This window comes from Bacillus sp. RO2 (assembly GCF_012911845.1).
Taxonomy (GTDB): domain Bacteria; phylum Bacillota; class Bacilli; order Bacillales; family Bacillaceae_I; genus Sutcliffiella_A.
The window spans coordinates 26,334-46,325 of the sequence record NZ_JAAXCU010000035.1; the positions used below are offsets into that span (position 1 = coordinate 26,334).

General features: G+C 38.6%; 17 protein-coding genes and 1 riboswitch. Of the genes, 3 read left to right on the forward strand and 14 right to left on the reverse strand.

Annotated features, from left to right (window positions below):
• Window positions 1-14: 14 nt before the first annotated feature.
• On the reverse strand, window positions 15-1,334 hold the full coding sequence (locus HF078_RS08580) for an O-acetylhomoserine aminocarboxypropyltransferase/cysteine synthase family protein (RefSeq protein WP_169290758.1): 1,320 nt from the start codon (window positions 1,332-1,334) through the stop codon (window positions 15-17).
• Window positions 1,335-1,404: 70 nt separating this feature from the next.
• A riboswitch (SAM riboswitch) is annotated at window positions 1,405-1,518 on the reverse strand.
• Window positions 1,519-1,837: 319 nt separating this feature from the next.
• Between HF078_RS08580 and HF078_RS08585 the strand changes: the two genes are divergently transcribed.
• Complete coding sequence (locus tag HF078_RS08585) at window positions 1,838-3,970, forward strand: ATP-dependent Clp protease ATP-binding subunit (protein ID WP_169290774.1); 2,133 nt, start codon at window positions 1,838-1,840, stop codon at window positions 3,968-3,970.
• Between the two features lie 370 nt (window positions 3,971-4,340).
• Here HF078_RS08585 and HF078_RS08590 read toward each other — a convergent pair whose 3' ends face one another.
• The 10 genes from HF078_RS08590 to HF078_RS08635 form a co-directional block, all read right to left on the reverse strand.
• Window positions 4,341-4,673 carry a hypothetical protein gene (locus HF078_RS08590; RefSeq protein ID WP_169290759.1) on the reverse strand — a complete coding sequence of 111 codons (333 nt, stop codon included), beginning with the start codon at window positions 4,671-4,673 and terminating at the stop codon, window positions 4,341-4,343.
• 79 nt (window positions 4,674-4,752) lie between these two features.
• Entirely contained in the window at window positions 4,753-5,652 is a 900-nt protein-coding gene (locus HF078_RS08595) for a polysaccharide deacetylase family protein (protein ID WP_169290760.1), read from the reverse strand.
• A gap of 126 nt (window positions 5,653-5,778) precedes the next feature.
• Window positions 5,779-7,269, reverse strand: coding sequence for a UDP-N-acetylmuramoyl-L-alanyl-D-glutamate--2,6-diaminopimelate ligase (locus HF078_RS08600; protein WP_169290761.1), 1,491 nt, complete (start codon window positions 7,267-7,269; stop codon window positions 5,779-5,781).
• Between the two features lie 183 nt (window positions 7,270-7,452).
• Window positions 7,453-9,147, reverse strand: a complete 1,695-nt coding sequence (locus HF078_RS08605; RefSeq protein WP_169290762.1) for a M3 family oligoendopeptidase — start codon at window positions 9,145-9,147, stop codon at window positions 7,453-7,455.
• Window positions 9,148-9,273: 126 nt separating this feature from the next.
• A complete protein-coding gene (locus HF078_RS08610) occupies window positions 9,274-9,720 on the reverse strand; it encodes a MarR family winged helix-turn-helix transcriptional regulator (RefSeq protein WP_169290763.1) in 447 nt (148 codons plus the stop codon).
• Window positions 9,721-9,831: 111 nt separating this feature from the next.
• Window positions 9,832-11,412, reverse strand: coding sequence for a bifunctional metallophosphatase/5'-nucleotidase (locus HF078_RS08615; RefSeq protein ID WP_169290764.1), 1,581 nt, complete (start codon window positions 11,410-11,412; stop codon window positions 9,832-9,834).
• A 79-nt stretch (window positions 11,413-11,491) separates the two neighbouring features.
• Entirely contained in the window at window positions 11,492-12,289 is a 798-nt protein-coding gene (phnE, locus tag HF078_RS08620; RefSeq protein WP_169290765.1) for a phosphonate ABC transporter, permease protein PhnE, read from the reverse strand.
• Window positions 12,289-13,023: a phosphonate ABC transporter, permease protein PhnE gene (gene phnE, locus HF078_RS08625; protein WP_205831565.1), complete on the reverse strand. Its 735-nt coding sequence runs from the start codon at window positions 13,021-13,023 to the stop codon at window positions 12,289-12,291. The genes phnE (HF078_RS08620) and phnE (HF078_RS08625) overlap by 1 nt, the downstream gene beginning before the upstream one ends.
• Before the next feature lie 80 nt (window positions 13,024-13,103).
• Window positions 13,104-13,877 (reverse strand): phosphonate ABC transporter ATP-binding protein, encoded by a 774-nt coding sequence (gene phnC / locus HF078_RS08630; protein ID WP_169290767.1) that lies wholly within the window; start codon window positions 13,875-13,877, stop codon window positions 13,104-13,106.
• A gap of 78 nt (window positions 13,878-13,955) precedes the next feature.
• Complete coding sequence (locus tag HF078_RS08635; RefSeq protein WP_169290768.1) at window positions 13,956-14,900, reverse strand: phosphate/phosphite/phosphonate ABC transporter substrate-binding protein; 945 nt, start codon at window positions 14,898-14,900, stop codon at window positions 13,956-13,958.
• A gap of 396 nt (window positions 14,901-15,296) precedes the next feature.
• On the opposite strand from HF078_RS08635, the gene HF078_RS08640 reads away from it, so the two are divergent.
• A complete protein-coding gene (locus HF078_RS08640; RefSeq protein WP_169290775.1) occupies window positions 15,297-16,028 on the forward strand; it encodes a ZIP family metal transporter in 732 nt (243 codons plus the stop codon).
• Window positions 16,029-16,062: 34 nt separating this feature from the next.
• Here the strand turns inward: HF078_RS08640 and HF078_RS08645 are convergent, their stop codons facing one another.
• Window positions 16,063-16,236 carry an aspartyl-phosphate phosphatase Spo0E family protein gene (locus HF078_RS08645; RefSeq protein WP_169290769.1) on the reverse strand — a complete coding sequence of 58 codons (174 nt, stop codon included), beginning with the start codon at window positions 16,234-16,236 and terminating at the stop codon, window positions 16,063-16,065.
• A gap of 231 nt (window positions 16,237-16,467) precedes the next feature.
• Here HF078_RS08645 and HF078_RS08650 point away from each other — a divergent pair, with 231 nt between their 5' ends.
• The gene (locus HF078_RS08650; RefSeq protein ID WP_169290770.1) at window positions 16,468-17,241 is read left to right on the forward strand and encodes a divergent polysaccharide deacetylase family protein; all 774 of its coding nucleotides are present in this window, start codon (window positions 16,468-16,470) and stop codon (window positions 17,239-17,241) included.
• A gap of 51 nt (window positions 17,242-17,292) precedes the next feature.
• Here the strand turns inward: HF078_RS08650 and cbpA are convergent, their stop codons facing one another.
• Window positions 17,293-17,931, reverse strand: coding sequence for a cyclic di-AMP binding protein CbpA (cbpA, locus tag HF078_RS08655; protein WP_168863443.1), 639 nt, complete (start codon window positions 17,929-17,931; stop codon window positions 17,293-17,295).
• A gap of 129 nt (window positions 17,932-18,060) precedes the next feature.
• A complete protein-coding gene (locus tag HF078_RS08660; RefSeq protein ID WP_169290771.1) occupies window positions 18,061-19,398 on the reverse strand; it encodes a CoA-disulfide reductase in 1,338 nt (445 codons plus the stop codon).
• Between the last annotated feature and the right edge of the window lie 594 nt (window positions 19,399-19,992).

Consider the following 19,992-nt stretch of genomic DNA (forward strand, 5'->3'; position numbering starts at 1 on the left):
AATCCCACTCATTTCTATATGTTTTGACTGACTGTAGCATGTTTAGATTTTCCGGTAGCAACAAATAGTGCTTGATCTAGGTCATTTTGAAGATCCTTTAGAGATTCAATTCCAACAGACAAACGAATTAGATCTTCTGTCACACCGGATTTAATTAAGTCCTCACCTGTTAGCTGTTGATGTGTTGTAGAAGCAGGATGAATGATCAGCGATTTTGCATCACCGACATTTGCGACATGAGACCAAAGTTTAATACTGTCAATAGCTTTTCTCCCTGCATCCCTTCCACCTTTGATGCCAAAGTTTACAATGGAGCCGTTTCCGTTACCTAAATATTTTCTGGCAAGTGTATGAGCAGGATGTTCTGGAAGTCCAGGGTAAGAAACCCACTCTACAGCAGGGTGATCCTGTAAGTATTTCGCTAATTCCAAGGCATTCTCATTATGCTTTTCTACTCGTAAATGTAAGGTTTCAAGCCCCTGTAGAAGTAAAAAAGCATTTTGAGGACTTAAGCATGCTCCAAAATCTCTTAAAAGTTGAACTCTTAGCTTCACTGCGAATGCAAGATTGCCAAAAGTCTGTGCATACTTGATGCCGTTATAACTTTCATCAGGCTCCGTGAATCCAGGGAAGTTTGGATGGTCCCAGTTAAAATTACCGCCATCCACTACAATTCCGCCAATGGTTGTTCCATGGCCCCCAATCCATTTAGTTGCAGAGTGAACAACAATGTCTGCTCCCCACTTGATAGGGTTGCAAAGGTAAGGAGATGCAAACGTATTATCAATGATTAATGGTATATAGTTATCATGGGCTACCTTTGCTACTGCTTCCACATCCAGTACACGCAAACTTGGATTTCCAATAATCTCTCCAAATATCGCCTTCGTTTTCGGTGTAATGGCATTGCGAAAATTCTCCGGATCTGTTGCATCTACAAACTTCACCTTAATACCATACTTAGGAAGTGTTACAGCAAAGAGATTATAGGTCCCGCCATATAAATTTTCTGCAGCTACAATTTCATCTCCAGCATGCGCAATGTTCAAGATGGCAAACGCGATTGCTGACATTCCTGAGCTTGTAGCAACAGCTGCCACCCCACCTTCTAAAAGAGCAAGTCTTTTTTCTAGCACATCTACCGTAGGATTCATAATTCTTGTGTATATATTACCGAATTCATTTAACGCGAAAAGATTTTGCGCATGGTCGGTGTTATCAAAAACATAAGAAGTCGTTTGGTAAATAGGCACTGCCCTTGAACCTGTCGTCGGGTCTGGCGTTTGTCCTCCGTGCAATAATACTGTCTCCACATCATAGTTTTGTTTGGTCATCCTTCATTCCTCCTATTTTCTAATTTCCACAAAATAAAAACCCCTTCCTAAGAAGAGGTTATACTTCCTCCTCTTATCTCTCAGGCTACTTTGCCTGCAGGAATTAGCACCATCTCAAGAAAATTATTTCTTGAAGGTTGCCGGACTTCATAGGGCCTGATCCCTCAGTCACTCTGGATAAGAGTTATTTAGTTGGTTAATACGTTAAAACATAATAGTTTATAATCTACGTTATTCTAAGGAGAAATAATTATTACTAAAACTTTTTGCAATTATAGCAACTGAAAAGCCATAAAGTCAATAAAATATTCTGAAATTTTCAACACAACTTATAATTTCCACTAACTTCCTGAAAGCAAACTACTTGAAAGTCAAAAAAGGTCAAAGTATAATAACTATACAACCTTTAAAGGTCAAAATAAGTCAAACTTTTATCAAGGGTGACATGTTTCCCTTTCAACATGATGGGGCATATCACAACAATATGAGGAGGTAGCATGATGATGAAATGTCAAAAATGTGAAGTGAATAACGCAACCATTCAATTTAAATTTCGCTCAAATAACGAGCAAACACAGCTAGTCTTATGCTCTTCCTGCTTTGAAGAAGTAAGAGCACAAATGAAAACTCCGACCCCAAACGGTTTTTTCTCTGACTTTCCTTTTATGAGCGGGTCGTCCAATGAGAAAGATGAGTGGAACGCTGCAACTCAACAACCGCCATCAGGAAACAACAAAAGTGGAAGCATACTTGATGAGCTTGGAAAAAATATAACCAATATTGCCAAAACAGGTCTTATCGATCCTGTCATTGGACGTGATAAAGAAATTAAACGTGTTATTGAAATACTGAATAGAAGAAATAAAAATAACCCAGTCTTAATTGGGGAACCAGGTGTAGGGAAAACTGCCATAGTAGAAGGCTTAGCCCTGAAAATTGTAGAGGGTGAAGTCCCTTCAAAATTAAAAAACAAGGAAATTTATTTGCTGGATGTAGCTTCCCTTGTTGCAAACACGGGAATTCGAGGTCAATTTGAAGAACGCCTCAAACAAGTGATTGCAGAACTACAAAATAGAAAAAACGTCATTTTATTTGTGGATGAATTACACCTCATTGTAGGCGCTGGCTCTGCTGAAGGCTCTATGGATGCAGGAAACATCTTAAAACCTGCATTGGCAAGGGGCGAGCTTCAGTTGGTAGGGGCAACGACTTTAAAAGAATACCGTCAAATTGAAAAAGATGCCGCACTTGAACGCCGCTTCCAACCGGTAACTGTGAAAGAGCCGTCTACAGACGAGGCATTAAAAATTATCAAAGGAATTCAGTCAAAATATGAGGATTACCATCAGGTTTCTTATACTGAAGATGCCATTAATGCGTGTGTAGAGTTATCACATCGTTATATCCAAGATCGTTTCTTACCAGACAAAGCGATAGATCTTTTAGATGAAGCAGGTTCAAGAAAAAATCTGACTTTAAATACGATTGATTTGGAGCAAATTGATGCTCGTCTGAATCAAATCGAAAAAGAAAAAAAGGCCGCGTTATCTAAAGAGGATTACGAAACTGCAGCCAAATTAAGGGATGAAGAAGAAAAGTTAGAAGAAAAAAGAAACTCTAACAATCATGTAGATTCTGAGCGCGGTCAAGTAACCCTAGAAGATATCCAACTCATCATGGAAGAAATGTCAGGAATCCCTATAGGTAAGTTGCAAGTTGATGAACAAGAAAAGTTAAGAAACCTTGCAACAAACCTCAACAAAAAAGTAATAGGACAAGAACAAGCAGTTAATAAGATTACCAAAGCAATTCGCAGAAGCCGTGCTGGCTTAAAAAGAAAGGAGCGTCCAATCGGTGCATTCTTATTCGTGGGACCTACAGGTGTAGGGAAAACAGAACTGACTAAATCACTCGCCGAAGAGCTATTCGGAACGAAAGATGCGTATATCCGCTTTGATATGAGTGAATACATGGAGAAGCATGCAGTTTCCAAACTGATTGGCTCCCCTCCAGGCTATGTTGGTCACGAGGAAGCAGGACAGCTGACAGAAAAAGTTCGCCGTAATCCTTACAGCATCATTTTGCTTGATGAAATGGAAAAAGCTCATCCAGACGTTCTGCACCTGTTCTTGCAGGTTATGGAAGATGGCCGTTTAACCGACAGTCAAGGAAGAACGGTAAGCTTCAAGGATACGGTTATCATTATGACAAGTAATGCAGGAGTGACGGACAAGAAAATTTCCGTTGGGTTTGAAAAGCAGGACTCTCCTGAAACGAGTTCCGTTATCGAAAGCTTATCTAACTATTTCAAACCGGAATTCCTAAACCGTTTTGATGGCATCATCGAGTTTTCACAACTGCAAAAAGAACACTTATTATCCATTGTAGATATTATGCTCGGTGAATTAACTGAGATGTTGAGTCAAGAACGTAAGTGTGAACTATCGATTTCAGATACTGCAAAGGAAAAACTGATTGAGCTTGGGTACAATCCTGCTTACGGTGCAAGACCATTGCGCCGCATTATCCAAGAACATGTGGAAGATCCAATTACAGACCTACTGTTAGATGGAGATACTCTTGAGAAGATACATGTGGATGTTACGAATAATGAAATCGAAGTAAACGGAAAATAATATAGTAAAGACTGTCCAAATCGGGCAGTCTTTTTTTAGATAAGAAAATATGAAAACTGTTTATTTCCTTTTCAGGCGCTTCGCTTGCCTGCTGGCGTCTGCGCGCCTTTCACTTCATCAACTAGGGAATCTATTTCACCACAAAATAAAAAATGCGTTCTATATGAGTTACTGTAATAGCATACCCTTTGTTTCTAGATTTCCAGCTGTGGATTGGAGCAAATGGCGAAGAGAGGGAGATAGCGGTAGCTTGAGACTCCGCAACGAAGTGAGGAGGCTCAAGCACCGCCCCTAGGAAAGCGAAGCCAATTGCGGAAAGGAACAGCGGTGATAAGCCATTAACAAATGTTTTATACCTTATTTTTGTTACCTATACATCCAGTTCACCGTTTAGATCCAGTCCTAGTCCTCTTCTGTAGAAACGGAATCCCCGACTTTTAAATTCTGGAATATAAAATTTCATCTTGGAGTTACCCAAGTTGCCGATAAATATTAAATTGTATCTAGTGATACCTTGAAGAGTCAATGAACGAAGAGGTTCCCTCCTATCATTGTCCGGATCTATGATTACATCCACTATCTCCTGCTGGATGATCTTTTCATTCATAATGGAATTGGCGTTCTCCACTTTAGTCTTCGATTGACACGCCGACACATTAAAAAGCAACACAATAGAAAATACTACATGAAACATACAAGCCACGATACTAACCTCCCACTCTTATCGTGACCCTAAGCTCCATCATTATGTGATTTCCCATCATTTGTTACAAAACTGTAATCTACTCTAAATCATACTCATGTAAATGAACAAAGCTAAAACCTTGCTCCAATAAGGCCAATACAGCATCTTCAACTCCTTCTGCTGTATCACTTTGAGGTTGATTCATATGCAAAATGATGATAGAACCTGGATTTGCTTTTAACATTTCTTGTGTTACTTCCTCCTTCGTAAAAGTTGCGCCACCATCACCAATGACATCAAAGTTAACCACTTGTACACCTAAGTCTTCCGCAATTTGAACAGCTGTATCATCATAAAATGCCGTACCCGAGCGAAAATATTGTGGTATCTCTCCTGTTATCTCAAATATTTTTATTTGGTTTTCCATTATTTCTTCCACTATTTCAACTTGGGAAGAAGTACTGGAAATTCCCCAAGCACTTCTTGGAGTAACGGAAAGCGGCTTATGTTCTGTTCCATGGTTTTGAATCGTGAAGAGTGGGTTTGCTGCAAGATCTACAAATGCCTCATATTGTTCATCAATCCACCTTGCATTGACAAAGAGGTCTGCCTTTATATTGTTTTCTACTAGAAAAGAAATTAGGTCTTCATCATATCCGCTCCCATTTTCACCTCCACATGCATCTAAAGTAAGGGTGATTACTTTTTCATCTGTTTTTAAGCGTGTTTTGACCCCTGTTACATACTCTGAAAATTGCGACGAATCACTATAGACTTGTCCGTTTACTTCTAATGCGAGGTCCTCCAGCTCTTGTTTCTTTGAGTCTTTCTCTATGTTTTCACTGTCTTTATTTTCCTCCAGCTTAGGAACATTCTTTTGTTCTTGAGCACCGTTAATTTCCTTAACACTATGTTCTGTTACCTTCGTGTTTGTGAACGATGTACAACCCATTGTTATTATCAACATAAACATAAATACCACAGACTTTTTCCCCATTTTTCTTCCATCCCCTGTGCATTTCGACTTTTGATTACAAAGATAAAATCCAAAAAAAGATGACTAGGTAACTGACTCACTTTATAACAAGTGAGCCAATCAACTAGTCAGCCTATACCCTTTTCTCTATGTTGTAGGTATTGTTTCTGTCAGTGGAAAGGCCTGTATTGCTTTTAGCGTAATTTCTTTTTCATCAAATGGAACGGATTCTTTCCCAATCAATTGATAATTTTCATGACCCTTGCCGGCAATGAGGATAACATCCCCTTCGCCAGCAATTTCAACAGCTCGGATGATTGCTTGTTCGCGATCAGGTATACACTCAAAGTTTTCGTGAATGGCTCCAGAAGCCATCCCCTGGACAATTTCTTCTCCAGGCTCATCTAGTGGATTATCCGTAGTAAAGATGACATATTCTGATTTTTCGGTTGCAATTCTACCCATTTTAGGGCGCTTATCTTTGTCTCTTCCTCCACCTGTGCCGATAATGGAAATAATTTTTTGCTTAGAGAACATGCGTATGCTGTCCAACGCTTTTCCGATTGCATCTTCGGTATGAGCATAATCGATAATTACATTACGCTTGTCACCAGTCTTTAGAGTTTGCATGCGTCCACTCGGAGGAGTAGTCTCTCTTAGGTGATTTAAGATACGCTCAAAAGGCATCCCCTTATCCCAAAGTACACAAATGACGGATAAAATATTGTAGACATTAAACTCCCCAACGAATGGAATTTCCAATTCATATTCGCCAAAATTAGTTTCTAGGATGAAGTTTGTCTTATTTTCGAAAAATTTAATGTCACGCGCTTTGAAATCCGCATCGTTTTTAATTCCGTAAGTGATGATTCTTGCACCTGTCATTTGTATATAATCTTCGGTTGCCGCATCATCTACGTTCAAAATTGCCGCTTTGTCTTTACGGAGGTCTTGGCCTAATTGAGCAAAAAGTAGACCTTTGGCGTTTTTATAGTTCTCCATTGTCCCATGAAAGTCGAGGTGGTCTTGTGTTAGGTTAGTGAATACACCGTTTTGGAATTCCACTCCGGCAAGACGGCCGAGAACTAGACCATGTGAGGATACTTCCATTACCACATCCGTTACGCCGGCTTCCACCATATCTTTTAGCATTCGCTGCATGGTTAATACGTCACTTGTCGTATTTTTACTTTCGAACTTTTCTCCGTCTATATCAATTTCAATGGTACCGCTTAGTCCTGTTTTATACCCTTCTTTTCTCATTACATTATTAATGACACTTGATACGGTCGTTTTACCATTGGTTCCTGTAACACCAACAATTCGAAGTTTGGTGGATGGATAGTCAAAGAATACATTGGCTAACTGACCCAATGCGCGCTCTGTGTCTCTTACGTGCACATAGCAAATTCTCTCATCCAATTGTTCCGGCAGGTCCTGGACCACAATAACACTTGCGCCTTTTTCTATTGCTGATGGTATGTAGCGGTGCCCATCCACCGTATAGCCTTTTATACAAACAAATACTGAATCTGTCGTAACTTGTCTAGAATCAGAAAAAATATTAGAAACGGACAAAGGGAAATCACCGTATACTTTAAGGGTTGAAACATTGGAAAATAATACATTTGTTTTCATAACAGTCACTTCCTTTTCTGATACTAAAAATGATAATGATAGTATCTTCATAAAATCTTATGTACCTTACAAATTTTTTTATCGGATTTTACATCTATTTTGGTTAAAGTATACCCTTTATTCTACAAAATTTGCGGTAAAAGTGAAAGAAAAAGCTGCCGAAGAATACGACAGCTTTTTCTCTTATAACGCTTTATCATTCACTTCATTCAAATAGCTTTCAATCTCGCCTACAACTGACTCTACGCAACCATCTTCAAACGGAGAGCGAAGTCCAGCGAATTTCACTAGGTCGACAAACGACTTGCTTCCACCTTGTTTGCAAAGCTCCAAATAAGAGTTCCATGCAGATTCAGGATTTTCTTGTGAAAGTTTCCAATATTGCAGGGCACAAATTTGAGCCAAAGTGTAATCAATATAATAAAAAGGTGTACGATAAATGTGGCCTTGACGTTGCCAGAACCCACCTGCTTCTAAATAGGAATTCCCATCGTAATCACGACCCGGCAAGTATTTCTTTTCAATTTCTCTCCAGGCTTGATTTCTTTCTGCTGGCGAAGCCTCTGGATATTGGTAAACATAATGTTGGAATTCATCAACTGCTACACCATATGGCAAGAAGGAGATCGCTCCACTTAAGTGAGAGAACTGATACTTTTCTGTATCCTCTTTGAAGAACAGGTTCATCCACGGCCAAGTAAAGAATTCCATGCTCATAGAATGGATTTCACAAGCCTCATATGTTGGCCAGTTGTACTCAGGCACATCAAAATCACGGCTCATATAAACTTGAAATGCATGTCCAGCTTCATGTGTTAAAACGTCTATATCTCCGCTCGTTCCGTTAAAATTCGAGAAGATATATGGTGCCTTATAAGTCGGGATATATGTGCAATATCCTCCAGCTTCTTTGCCTTTTTTGGCAACAAGGTCCATCAAGTTCTTATCAATCATAAATTGGAAGAACTCTTTTGTCTCTTCCGATAACTCTTCATACATTTGTTTCCCATTTTCAATGATCCACTCAGGTGTTCCTTTTGGCTTTGCGTTACCCGTTTTGAATTTAAATCCTTCGTCATAATACTTCATGGAGTCTACACCGATTCGCTCCTGCTGCTTTTTAGAAAGTGTTTCTACTAAAGGAACGATGGAATCTTTTACTTGATCTCGAAATTTAGCAACCATCTCCGCATTATAATCGGTACGGGTCATACGCGCATATCCCAGCTCCACAAAACTATCATAGCCAAGCTTCTTTGCCATTTTAGTACGAATCTTGACAAGTTGATCAAAGATCTCATCAAACTCTTCTTGGTTCTCTTGGAAGAAACCAAACTTGGCTTCACTTGCTTGCTTGCGAACGTCACGATCCTCTGACTCTGTATAAGGATCTAATTGTGCAAGCGTAAGTTCATCGCCGTTAAAGTTAATCTTTGCGGAAGCAACCAACTTGGAGTATTTAGTGGTAAGTTTATTTTCAAGCTGGAGGTCTTCGATGATCGCATCATCAAATGTTTTCAATTCACATTCTGCCAAAGCAAATAGCTGTGTTCCCCATTTTTCTTCAAGCTCGTTTCTAAATGGTGATTTAACCAACGCTTTATAAAATTTTGTTTCCAAAGATTTCGTCAGCGGTTCGATCTCATCAAGGAAATCCTGTTCTTCTTTGTAAAACTCGTCGTTCGTATCAATGGAATGTCGAATATAAACTAGGTTGAAATCTGTACTCAACTGATTTCGAACATCATTGATTTCTCGGATCGCTTCTTCCTGCATTGCAACAGATTCTGCCGCCTCAAACCTCTCAACAGCAGCCATAAACCTCTTCTCCACCTCATCCATATTAGGACGAGAATAACCAAACTCTTCAAATCTCATATGTACTATCCCCTTTACAAACAGACTTCACCTTACTTAATATTCGACATGAATCAAGAAATTCCTTGTGGGGTCTGACCCCACAAAGGAATTTTTTTTGCAACAAAAAAAACCAACCTTTAACGGTCAGTCTTTTTGTTGGGCGTTTAGGCCGAGTTTTTTCATGAGTTGGATGGCTTGTTCTTTTTCTTGTTGGGTAAGGCCGTCGACTAGGGTGTGGATGTGTTGTTCGTGTTTTGGGAATATTTCATTCAGTAGTTGTTTTCCCTCATCCGTTATTTGTGCATAGGTTACCCTTCTGTCTTTAGGACAAGCTTTCCGGGCTAAGAGTCCTTTGTTTTCCAATTTATCAACCACATACGTGATGCTGCCACTTGCCAATAATATCTTTCCGCCGATTTGCTGTAAAGGTTGTTCTCCTTTGTGGTAGAGTAGTTCTAGCACTGCGAATTCGGTTGGATTCAAATTAAAGCTTTGGATAGATTGGTTCGCTTTGTCATTCAGTGCACGAAACGCTCTGGATAGAACGATAAATAATTTCAATGAAGTATCGAGTTCGTGTCTTTCTGCCATAAAACTCATTCCTTTTTATAAAATATCTTGAATTAAAACTAATGGTATAGTAATTGAGGTGATTCGTCAATTACAATTCAAGAAAATGTAAAATTCCACACCATTCAATTATCATTCGTCATCTTCTTTCCAGATAACCTTCCAGTTACGATTGACTGATGCATTTATCACCTTTTCTTCAAGAATATAGTTGGCAATCAGTTCGGACATATCCATAGGTATATCCTTTACCACTGGTTTGTCCCGATACATAACATAGTCACCGCCACCACCAGCACGGTAGTTGTTCATCACCACTTCAAATTCTTGATCTAAGTCCACTTCCTGCCCATTTCTTGTTAATTTCACTACTCTCTCCCCAATCGGCCTCCTTATGTCCAAAATATATTCAATACCTTCCCACATGTCGTAATTATAGTGTTGTGGTTTTGGGGTGATAAAGGAAGGGTTCACCACTACCTCTCCACCTTTTCCAATCATAAAGTAGGAGGCGGATCGTTCTAGTCCATCCTTTATATCTTGACCTGTAAGCTGAATTACCTTCAAAGTATTTGGATAGATATAATTAGAAACTATATCTCTCATTGTTACATTGGCAGGAAATCCTGGAGAGTTATTATGAAAAAGAGCCGAATTAGAAATCTCGGCACCGGATACTTTCATTTGTACCTTATTAATGAATTCAATTAGTGCGTTATCGCCTAAGCGTAGTTGATGCGCATCTTCCACCATCATATCACCTTTGATTTTTCCCATCGGGATATCAAGCCATTTTTGGGTGGCTGTTTCATAGTCTTGTATTAATTCGATAACATACTGATCAGCTTCCACTTGTTCTACTGATTTTAGCTCCGCTTTCTTATCAACAATTTTCCACATTCCTGCTTCTTTTTCAAACACAATGGTTGCTTTACCAACCATCTGGCCATTGACGCCAGGTTGAAGGACAAGCACATTATTAATATATGTCGCAATGGTACGGTGCTGGTGACCTGTGAGAAGGATATCAATACCGGCTATTTTTTGGCAAATTTCATAGCCTTGGTTTTCTCCAGTCAGATTTTCCGTTATTTTACCAGTAGTAGGATCTTTTTCAAAGCCCCCATGGTAGCTGACAATGAGCAGATCAGGCTTTTCTTTTTCCTTAATAAAGGAAACCCACTTCTGAGTGGATTGCAATACATTTTCAAACGTTAAGCCTTCTATATGGGCAGGATTTTCCCAATTAGGAACGTAATGCGTAGTCACGCCCAAGACAGCCACTTTGGCAGAATCGTATTGTTTAATAATATAAGGCTTTCCTAAAAAAGGGTTCCCACTTTGCTCTTCTAAAATATTGGCACTTAACCAAGGAAAGCTTGAATGTTTGACAGCTTGTTTTAAGACATCCATACCATAATTAAACTCGTGGTTCCCAACTACCGCAGCGTCATAATTAAGGTGGTTTAACACACGAATCATCGGATTTTCTTCATAAGATTGTTTTTTTACATAGTGATAGGTTAATGGCGTTCCTTGAATCAGGTCTCCATTGTCTAGGACTAATACGTGTTGCTCCTTTGTTCGTTCTTCTTTTATGATGGTAGATACCTTTGCCAAACCCAGTGGTTCATATTTATTATTTCCATAGCCTAAAGGCATGATGGAGCCATGGATATCACTCGTTTCTAGTATGGTTAAATTAAGCTTCAAAACAGATGCCTCCTTTACTTCATTTTCTGGAATGAAAGATAGGGTTGATCAATATATGATCAACCCTAATTAATTGAAATTATACGATTCTTTTACGGATTGATGCAGAAAGGAAGTCAATGATGGTAACCACCACGATGATGACCAAAAGAATTAGTCCCATTTGTTCCCAATTTCGATTCATTTGTGCAAACTGGATAAGTGTCCCGATACCTCCTGCACCTACGATACCAAGAATCGTAGAAGCACGAACATCAATCTCAAAACGGTAGATGGCATAGGATAAGAATTCAGGAATGATTTGCGGTATCACACCGTGGAACAAAATTTGTACTTTATTTGCCCCACTTGCTTCCATTGCTTCCACAATGTTCATATCTATGGATTCCAATACTTCGGAATACAATTTTCCTAGCATTCCTGTAGACCCAATAGCAATAGCTAATACCCCAGCAAAAGGATTAGGCCCTACTGCTACAACAAACAAAATGGCCAGTATTAAATCTGGAAATGCTCGAATTCCACTAAGGATCCATTTCCCAAATGTGGTCAATACTTTACTTTTTGTCATATTTTGAGCTGCCAAAAATCCTAGTGGAATAGCAAGGATTGCTGCCATTAAAGAACCGGCAAAGGCAATGTATAATGTCTCTACCATCGCTGTCCAAACTTTCCCTATGGAAGCCCATTCTGGATTGAACAATTTAGGAATAACACGTTGGAAGTTATTCACCATTCTGTCAAAAGCCCGTCCCCAGTCAATATCAATTCCTGTAAAAGTCCAAATGTACATAACGGTAAGGAAAAGGAATATTCCCCAATTTCTTATCGTCTTCCATCCAGATTTTTTCTTTTTGGGAGGTAATACAAGTTCCATTATACAATCGCCTCCCTGATTTTAGTGGAGATGTATTCAATGACTACGACCAGCACAAATATAACGAGGATAATCAACATCGCATTCGGATAATTGTAAAATTTCAATTGTTGACTCAATACAATACCGATTCCTCCAGCTCCAACTAAACCTAGAACAACGGAGGCACGAATATTGATTTCAAAAACATACAGGACAAAAGAAACAAACTGAGGCAACACTTGCGGGATAAGTGCAAAAGAGATTTTTTGCAATGTGTTCGCTCCAGATGCGCTCATTGCTTCCATTGGATTCATATCAACGGATTCAATTGTTTCACTGATTAACTTTGCTAAAATTCCTAATGAGAAAATGATAAGTGCTAAGATACCTGGTAAAACACCGATTCCGAATAAACCAACGAAAATAACAGCAAGAACCAAGTCTGGAATTGTACGCAGAATATTTAATATGGAACGAACAAACGTATAAACAAATTTATTGGATGTTACATTTTGTGCAGCTAATAAACTTAGAGGAATACAAAGAAAGGCTGCAACTGTTGTTGAAATTATGGCCATTTGAATAGTTACCGCCAATGGCTCAATAATATGGATAAAAACATTAAAATTAGGCGGGAAAAACTTCACGACTACTCGACCCATATTGGGTATTCCGTCAAGCAAGTCCCCTATTGTTGCTCCCGTTTTAACAGTGCTAAGTATATAGAATCCAATTACAGCAGCAAAAATCATGGAAATTCTGGCTTTCGTTTTGGCAGGTAGAAGGGATGGTGCGTATTTTTTGTCCTCTAACTTCACTTGTTCCTCTAACTTCACTGTTCGACACCTCCGCGCAAATCGTCTTCACGAATTGCACGCCCATAGATTTGTTCGAATGTTTTCTCGGACACTTCCGATACCGGACCGTCGAATACTACCTCGCCTGCTCTCATTCCAATTATGCGATCTGCATACTCCATCGCCATATCAATAAAGTGAAGGTTCACAATAGTGGTGATCTTATCTTCTTTATTGATTTTCTTTAAATAAGTCATAACCTGATGGGAAGTTGGTGGGTCTAAAGAAGCAACCGGCTCATCTGCTAAAATGTATTTAGGCTTTTGTGTCAATACACGGGCAATGCTTACACGTTGCTGTTGACCTCCACTTAATTCATCTGCACGGTTATAAAGTTTTTCTTCTATGTTTACTCTCTTCAAGCTTTCATAAGCAAGTGCAAGATCTTCCTTCTTGAATAAATTAAAAGTGGAACGGAGTGTTCCTGTATATCCTAATCGACCGGCAAGTACATTTTTCAAAACATTTGATCTTTTTACAAGATTGTAGTTCTGAAAAATCATCCCCACCTTAGTTCGTAATTTTCTCAAGTCATTGTTGCGATATTTCAAAATATTTTCATTGTCTACATTCAGCTCGCCATCTGTCGGAGTAACCAGTCTGTTAATGCTTCTTATAAAAGTAGATTTACCTGCACCAGACAAACCTACAATGACGACAAATTCGCCTTCATTAATCGTTACATTTACGTTCTTCAACCCTTGTGTTCCATTTGGGTATACCAAGGAAACATCTCTGAACTGTATCATGTTGAAACCCCCTCAATTCATCACTTACACAACAAAATAGGGGAAGCAACCTCCCCCTAGATTGCAAAACATATTCAATTAGAAAGAAATGGAATCCTTGAATTTCTCATATGTTTCCTTTACAATTTTGTATTCTTCATCAGTAGCTTCACTGATTTCATCCCAGCTGTATACTTCGTTCATGATTTCAATCATGTCTTTATCTTCATTGAAAGATAGGAATGTATCTTTAATCTTTTGTACTAATTCATCATCTAGTTCTTTTGTTACAGAAATTGTATCGTTAGGAATTTCATCTGTGTAACCAATAACTTTAGTTTTTTCCATAATGTCTGGGTATTCTTCTTCTAATCCAGTACGAACATCTTCGAAAGTTGTTGCAACATCAGCATCACCTTCGTATACAGCGATTGCAGCCGTGTCATGTGCACCTGATTGTACAGTGTCACTGAAAAAATTAGTTTGTAAATCTTGTGCACTTGCAATGTCAAACTCGTCCATTAATTGAGAAGCAGGGAATAGGAATCCAGATGTAGAAGCTGCATCTGGGTATGCCCAAATTTTGCCCTCAAGGTCAGCAAATGATTCAATACTGGAATCCGCTCTAACGATGTACTGAGCTTTGTATGTACCACTACCATATCTGATAGACTTTAAGATTACTTCTGCACCATATTGCTCATTGGCCAATACATAACCGAACGCAGGTATAAAACCAACATGTACTTCATTTGATCCCATTGCTTCAATTAGAGCAGTATAGTCAGTCATAACTCGACCTTCCACTTCAATACCAAGCTCTTCTCCTAAACGATCTGCCAATGGCTCTACAGTGTCAGCAATAGTGTCTGATTCTTGAGATGGTACAAATCCCATAACAATTTTTTCAGGTGTAATTTGCTCTCCACCAGTTGCAGAGTCTGAGTTAGAGTTTGTGTTATCTCCACTAGAGTTGTTACTGCCACATGCAGCCAGGCTGATTGCAAGAATAGCAACCAAAAAGATTGATAAAAACTTCTTCATGTTTCTTTTTCCCCCTAAGAAATTATGATGGTGTTTCTCTCACATATAAAAGTATAACGAACTCAAGTTGGATACGGCTACAATTTTTTCAGTTTTTTTACAAAATGTTAAAAATATTTACTTTTTATTGCAGTATTTCTATTTTAACAATGTTATCTTCATATAAAATTTACAAAAATCTAGTGTATTCGATAAATTTTTCTCTTTTTCAAAGAAAAATAGCTGATAGTTGTCTGATGATAGATGAGAGACGTCCTGTCAGGAATTTAGTGTGTTTTGTTTGAATCGCCTTACTTTGTATATAAAAATAATAATTGGTACAATACCTTTAGTACATAAAAAATGAAAGTTCTCAATTTGAGAACTTCCTGATAAAGACTAGAAAGGAATTATATGATGTCAGAAGTAATAATAGGAAGTGTTTTAGCTGCGATGTCCACAGGCTTGGGTGCCTTGCCAATTTTATTTTTAAATAACACATTGACTCACAGATGGAGAGACACACTCCTTGCATTTACAGCCGGGATCATGATGGCTGCAGCGACGATGAGTTTAATTCCTGAGGCTCTTTCATACGGAGGTTTTGTTCCATTAGGAATTGGGTTGCTTCTAGGTGTCATTACTTTGACCCTTTTAGAAAGGTCCATTCCTCATATAGATTTGGAGCATAATCGAAAAGGAATCGCTTTTGATCAAAAAGCAATGCTTATTGTTGCAGCGATAACATTGCATAATATACCAGAGGGACTTTCTGTTGGGGTAAGTTATGCATCAGATGTAGCAGACACCGGGAACTTAATTGCATTTGCGATCGGGTTACAAAATGCACCAGAAGGTTTTTTGGTGGCATTATTCTTAATTAATCAGAGGATTACAAAACTGAAAGCTTTTATCGTTGCGACTCTAACCGGGGCTGTCGAGATTCCAATGGCTTTATTAGGATTCTATCTCACTTCAGTTGTATCATCTCTTGTCCCATATGGACTTGCTTTTGCAGCAGGAGCGATGCTTTATATCATCTATAAAGAATTGATTCCTGAAAGTCATGGTGATGGAAATGAAACAACCTCCACCTATTCTTTCATCATCGGATTACTTTTCATGATTTTTCTAACACAGATATTCTAACCGTCTCTTTAGGGCGGTTTTTTTATATGCAATATTATTTTTTCTCATATATTATTTCTTGGTATTTGTAAATCAACTTATCTAAATCCTGGCTACATTTTACCGTTTGATCACTAATATAACCAGTCTTGTTGGCGACTGCTATCATCGTATCTCTTTTCTCTTTAATTAATATTAACAGTTGATCTACATACCCTTCATAAGACATGCTACTCGCCCCTTCTCCATCAAATTCCACAATAGAAATTATTTCAATAATTTCTATAATTGTAAATAGAATCGCAAAGTTAGACATTTTTTTTATAGAATTTATTTTTAATCATATGTAAAAAATAGGACAAAGTATCTAGAGAGAGTAGAGTCTGATTCACCTCTTTCCATATACCCATGCAAATTTTGTCGAAGCAAAAAATACATAATTAGACAAGTAGGTGCAAAAATGAAAGTGATCGTAGTTATCATGTTGAGTAGCATGTTTATCTTTTGTTTCCCTTCTACTAAACCTTCTGCCGAAGAACTCCCTAGCAATAAAGTGGCCATTGTTATTGATGATTTTGGCAATAACATGAGGGGTACCGAGGAAATCCTCCATTTACCCGTGCCGTTGACTGTTGCAGTCATGCCTTTTCTTTCTACCACCAAACAAGACGCTGAACTGGCTCACCAATTAGGCCACGAAGTGATCCTTCACCTTCCCATGGAACCATTAAAAGGCAAAAGAAGCTGGCTAGGACCAGGTGCTATTACCTCTAATTTATCTAATGAAGAAATATATAAAAGAGTAAATGACGCCATTGATTCTGTACCTTACGCGGTAGGAATTAATAACCATATGGGTTCTAAAATTACTGCGGATAAGCGAATCATGAAAATTATTCTAGGGATCTGTAAAGAGCGAAATCTATACTATTTAGATAGTAAAACAACCAAAAAGAGTGTGGTGGCAGAATTAGCAACAGAGTTGGGGGTTCCTTTTTTAGAGAATGAATTATTCTTTGATGAGGTCTACACCACTAACCACATTGTAAAACAAACGAATCAGCTCATTAAAAAAACAGAAGTAGATGATTCCATCATAGCCATTGGCCATGTTGGAATTGTAGGGGAAAAGACAGCAAGTGTCCTAAAACAGTATATCCCTAAACTGCAAGAAAAAGCGGAAATTGTGACATTGTCAAATATACTAATTGATAAAGAGATCTTACTGCATTAAAAGGATTCAAAGAACAAAGAGCAGCCTCCAATTTAGGGGCTGCTCTCTTCTTTATTTTTGCACATCAATTTGATCGACATGTGTGACTCTGAATTCTTTTTCTCCTAGTTTCTTCACTAATTTGTTTACCTTTTCTTGCGGCAATTCAGCTGGTAAATTGACAATTATCCTACGCAAATATTTTTCACCATTATCAAGTGTGAGCATTCCGTCAATATTAACGTCCTTTAACATGGAAACAAGGTCCTTGATTGCCCCCTTATGTTCAATCGTAGCGATAGTAAGGGTGTAGCCACCTGTTTTCATACCAAATGAATCAGCTAGTACATCCATGACGTTCGCATGCGTCAGTATCCCGAGAAACTCATTTTCCTCATTTAGCACTGCGATAAAAGGCAGTCGTTTAATTGTGAAAAATGCTTTAAAGAATGAATCTTCTTCAAAAATAAACGCATCTTGGTTTTTAATCAGTACTTCTACGGAATCATCGGGGCTCCCTTTTTGTTCGTATAGATAATCCAATAAGTGAACTTTGTAGACTAAGCCTAAGAATGTATTCCCATCATTAGAAAGAATAGGTATACATCTGTAGCCTGTATCCTTTATTTTTTCATAAGCTTGTTTAATGGTGTAAGTTGGTTCACAGAACTCTACATCATGCTTTGGCACAAAATTGTAACGCACCTTCATATCTCTCACTCCTTAGGCAAATTCTCTCTAGAATATGTATGTTATAAAACTATTATAACAGTAGCACATACGTCTTCTAAGGTAAAGAAAATTCATAATATTAACGCAACTTATTTACAATTGATTAGATTATTTAGCTGCATTAGCTGCAACTTGTACAGCATCCCATACGGTAGCATATGGAGGAGCATAACTCAAATCCAACATGCCAATTTGCTTGGTGGTCAAACCGCATGTAATGGCTGTCGCATAAACATCAAGTCTCTTAGCGATGGATTCATCCTTACCAATAAGTTGTGCTCCCAAAAGCTTTAGTGATTCTTTTTCATATACCAGCTTGATATGAATGTTTTCTGCACCAGGATAATAAGAGGCATGGTTATTTGTTTTAATTACGATTTTTTCAACATCTAAGCTTTCCTGTTTTGCTTGTTTTTCAGTAATTCCGGTCATAGCTGCCGTCCATTCTAGAATTTTTACCACATTTGTTCCTAGAATTCCATCAAATGTGGAAGGGATGCCTGCAAGATTGTCGGCGGCCACCCTTCCATGTTTATTGGCCGTCGTACCGAGTGCTATGTTTACTGGTTTATCTAATAAAAGGTGATTGCTTGTTGCACAATCTCCTGCAGCATAGATAGACTTGCTGCTTGTTTCCTGGTGGGAATTTACAATGATCGCGCCGTTTTCAAGCATTTCTAAGCCCAGTTCTTTAACAAATTCCGTGTTTGGTTTTATTCCTATATTTACAATAACCGCATCGACTTCGTATGAATTCTTGTCTGTCACGATGCTTGTAACTTTCCCCTCTGACATTTTTAGTTCCTTTACTTCTTCTCCTGTTCGGATTCCAACTCTATCTTGGAGGGATTCAGAAATAATTTTTGCCATTTCCTCATCGTAATTTGGTAGAATCTGATTTTGAAGCTCTATGACAAACACCTCTTTGCCAAGCTCTACCATGGTTTCGACAAGCTCCATGCCGATATAGCCTCCACCAATGATACCGACTTTCTTAATACTTTCATCTTGATAAAACCTACGCATTTTAATTCCATCATTCAGTGTCTTTAATGTATGAACATTGCTTGCTTCTTTTGGAATAAAAGGCGGAACGATTGGTTTGGCACCTGTTGAAATCAATAGTTTATCATAGTGGACGTAGGTTTCCTCTCCGGATTCAAGGTTTTTTACCTTCACCCTTTTGTTTGAGGAATCTACTTTTGTTACTTCATGATGGATATGAACCTGTATATCTCGTTCTTCAAATTCTTCTACCGTTCTTGCCAGCAGATCTTCATGAGATTCTGTCACACCAGATATGTAATATGGCAATCCACACGCCCCGTAGGAAACATATTCATCTTTTTCAAATACACTAATTTTTACTTTTTTATCTAATCTTCTAAGCTTAGAGGCAGCACTCATTCCCCCCGCAATGCCACCAATTATCACCACATGCTCCATTTAGTCTTCCTCCTAAATCTATCTCTGTTTTCATACCATTATATTCCCTCATGGCAGATAAAGTAGTCATATAACATAAAGAAAAAAATTTAGTTGGTTGGGTATTCACCGCTGTTCCTTTCCGCAAATGGCTTCGCTTTCCTAGGGGCTGACGTGAGCCTCCTCGGCTTCGCCTGCGGGGTCTCCACCTACCGCTATTTCCTTCAGGACAAGGAAGGCTTCGGCAGCGCTTCTTCGCACGAAGAAAATGCGTAGCATTTTCGAGGAGTCTTCGCCATTTGCTCCAATCCACAGCTAAAAATTACGAAATCGGAACGTTAATGCTTTTTCAGTTAACTCGGTTAGATGCATTTTCATAGTCCCTCGTGAATGAAGCCATCTAGTTGATTGAAGTGGAAGGCGCGTAGACGCCCGCGGGAGGAAGGGACAGGTGATACCCAGGAAGGCGAAGCCTGAGGAGGCTCACGGACCGCCCGCAGGCAAGCGAAGCGCCTGGAACGGAAATCAACCGGATTTTCAATTTCTTAGATTAATGAAAAACAAATGACCCTGCCAAGGCAAGGTCATCTGTTTTATATTAGTTATTTACTTCCT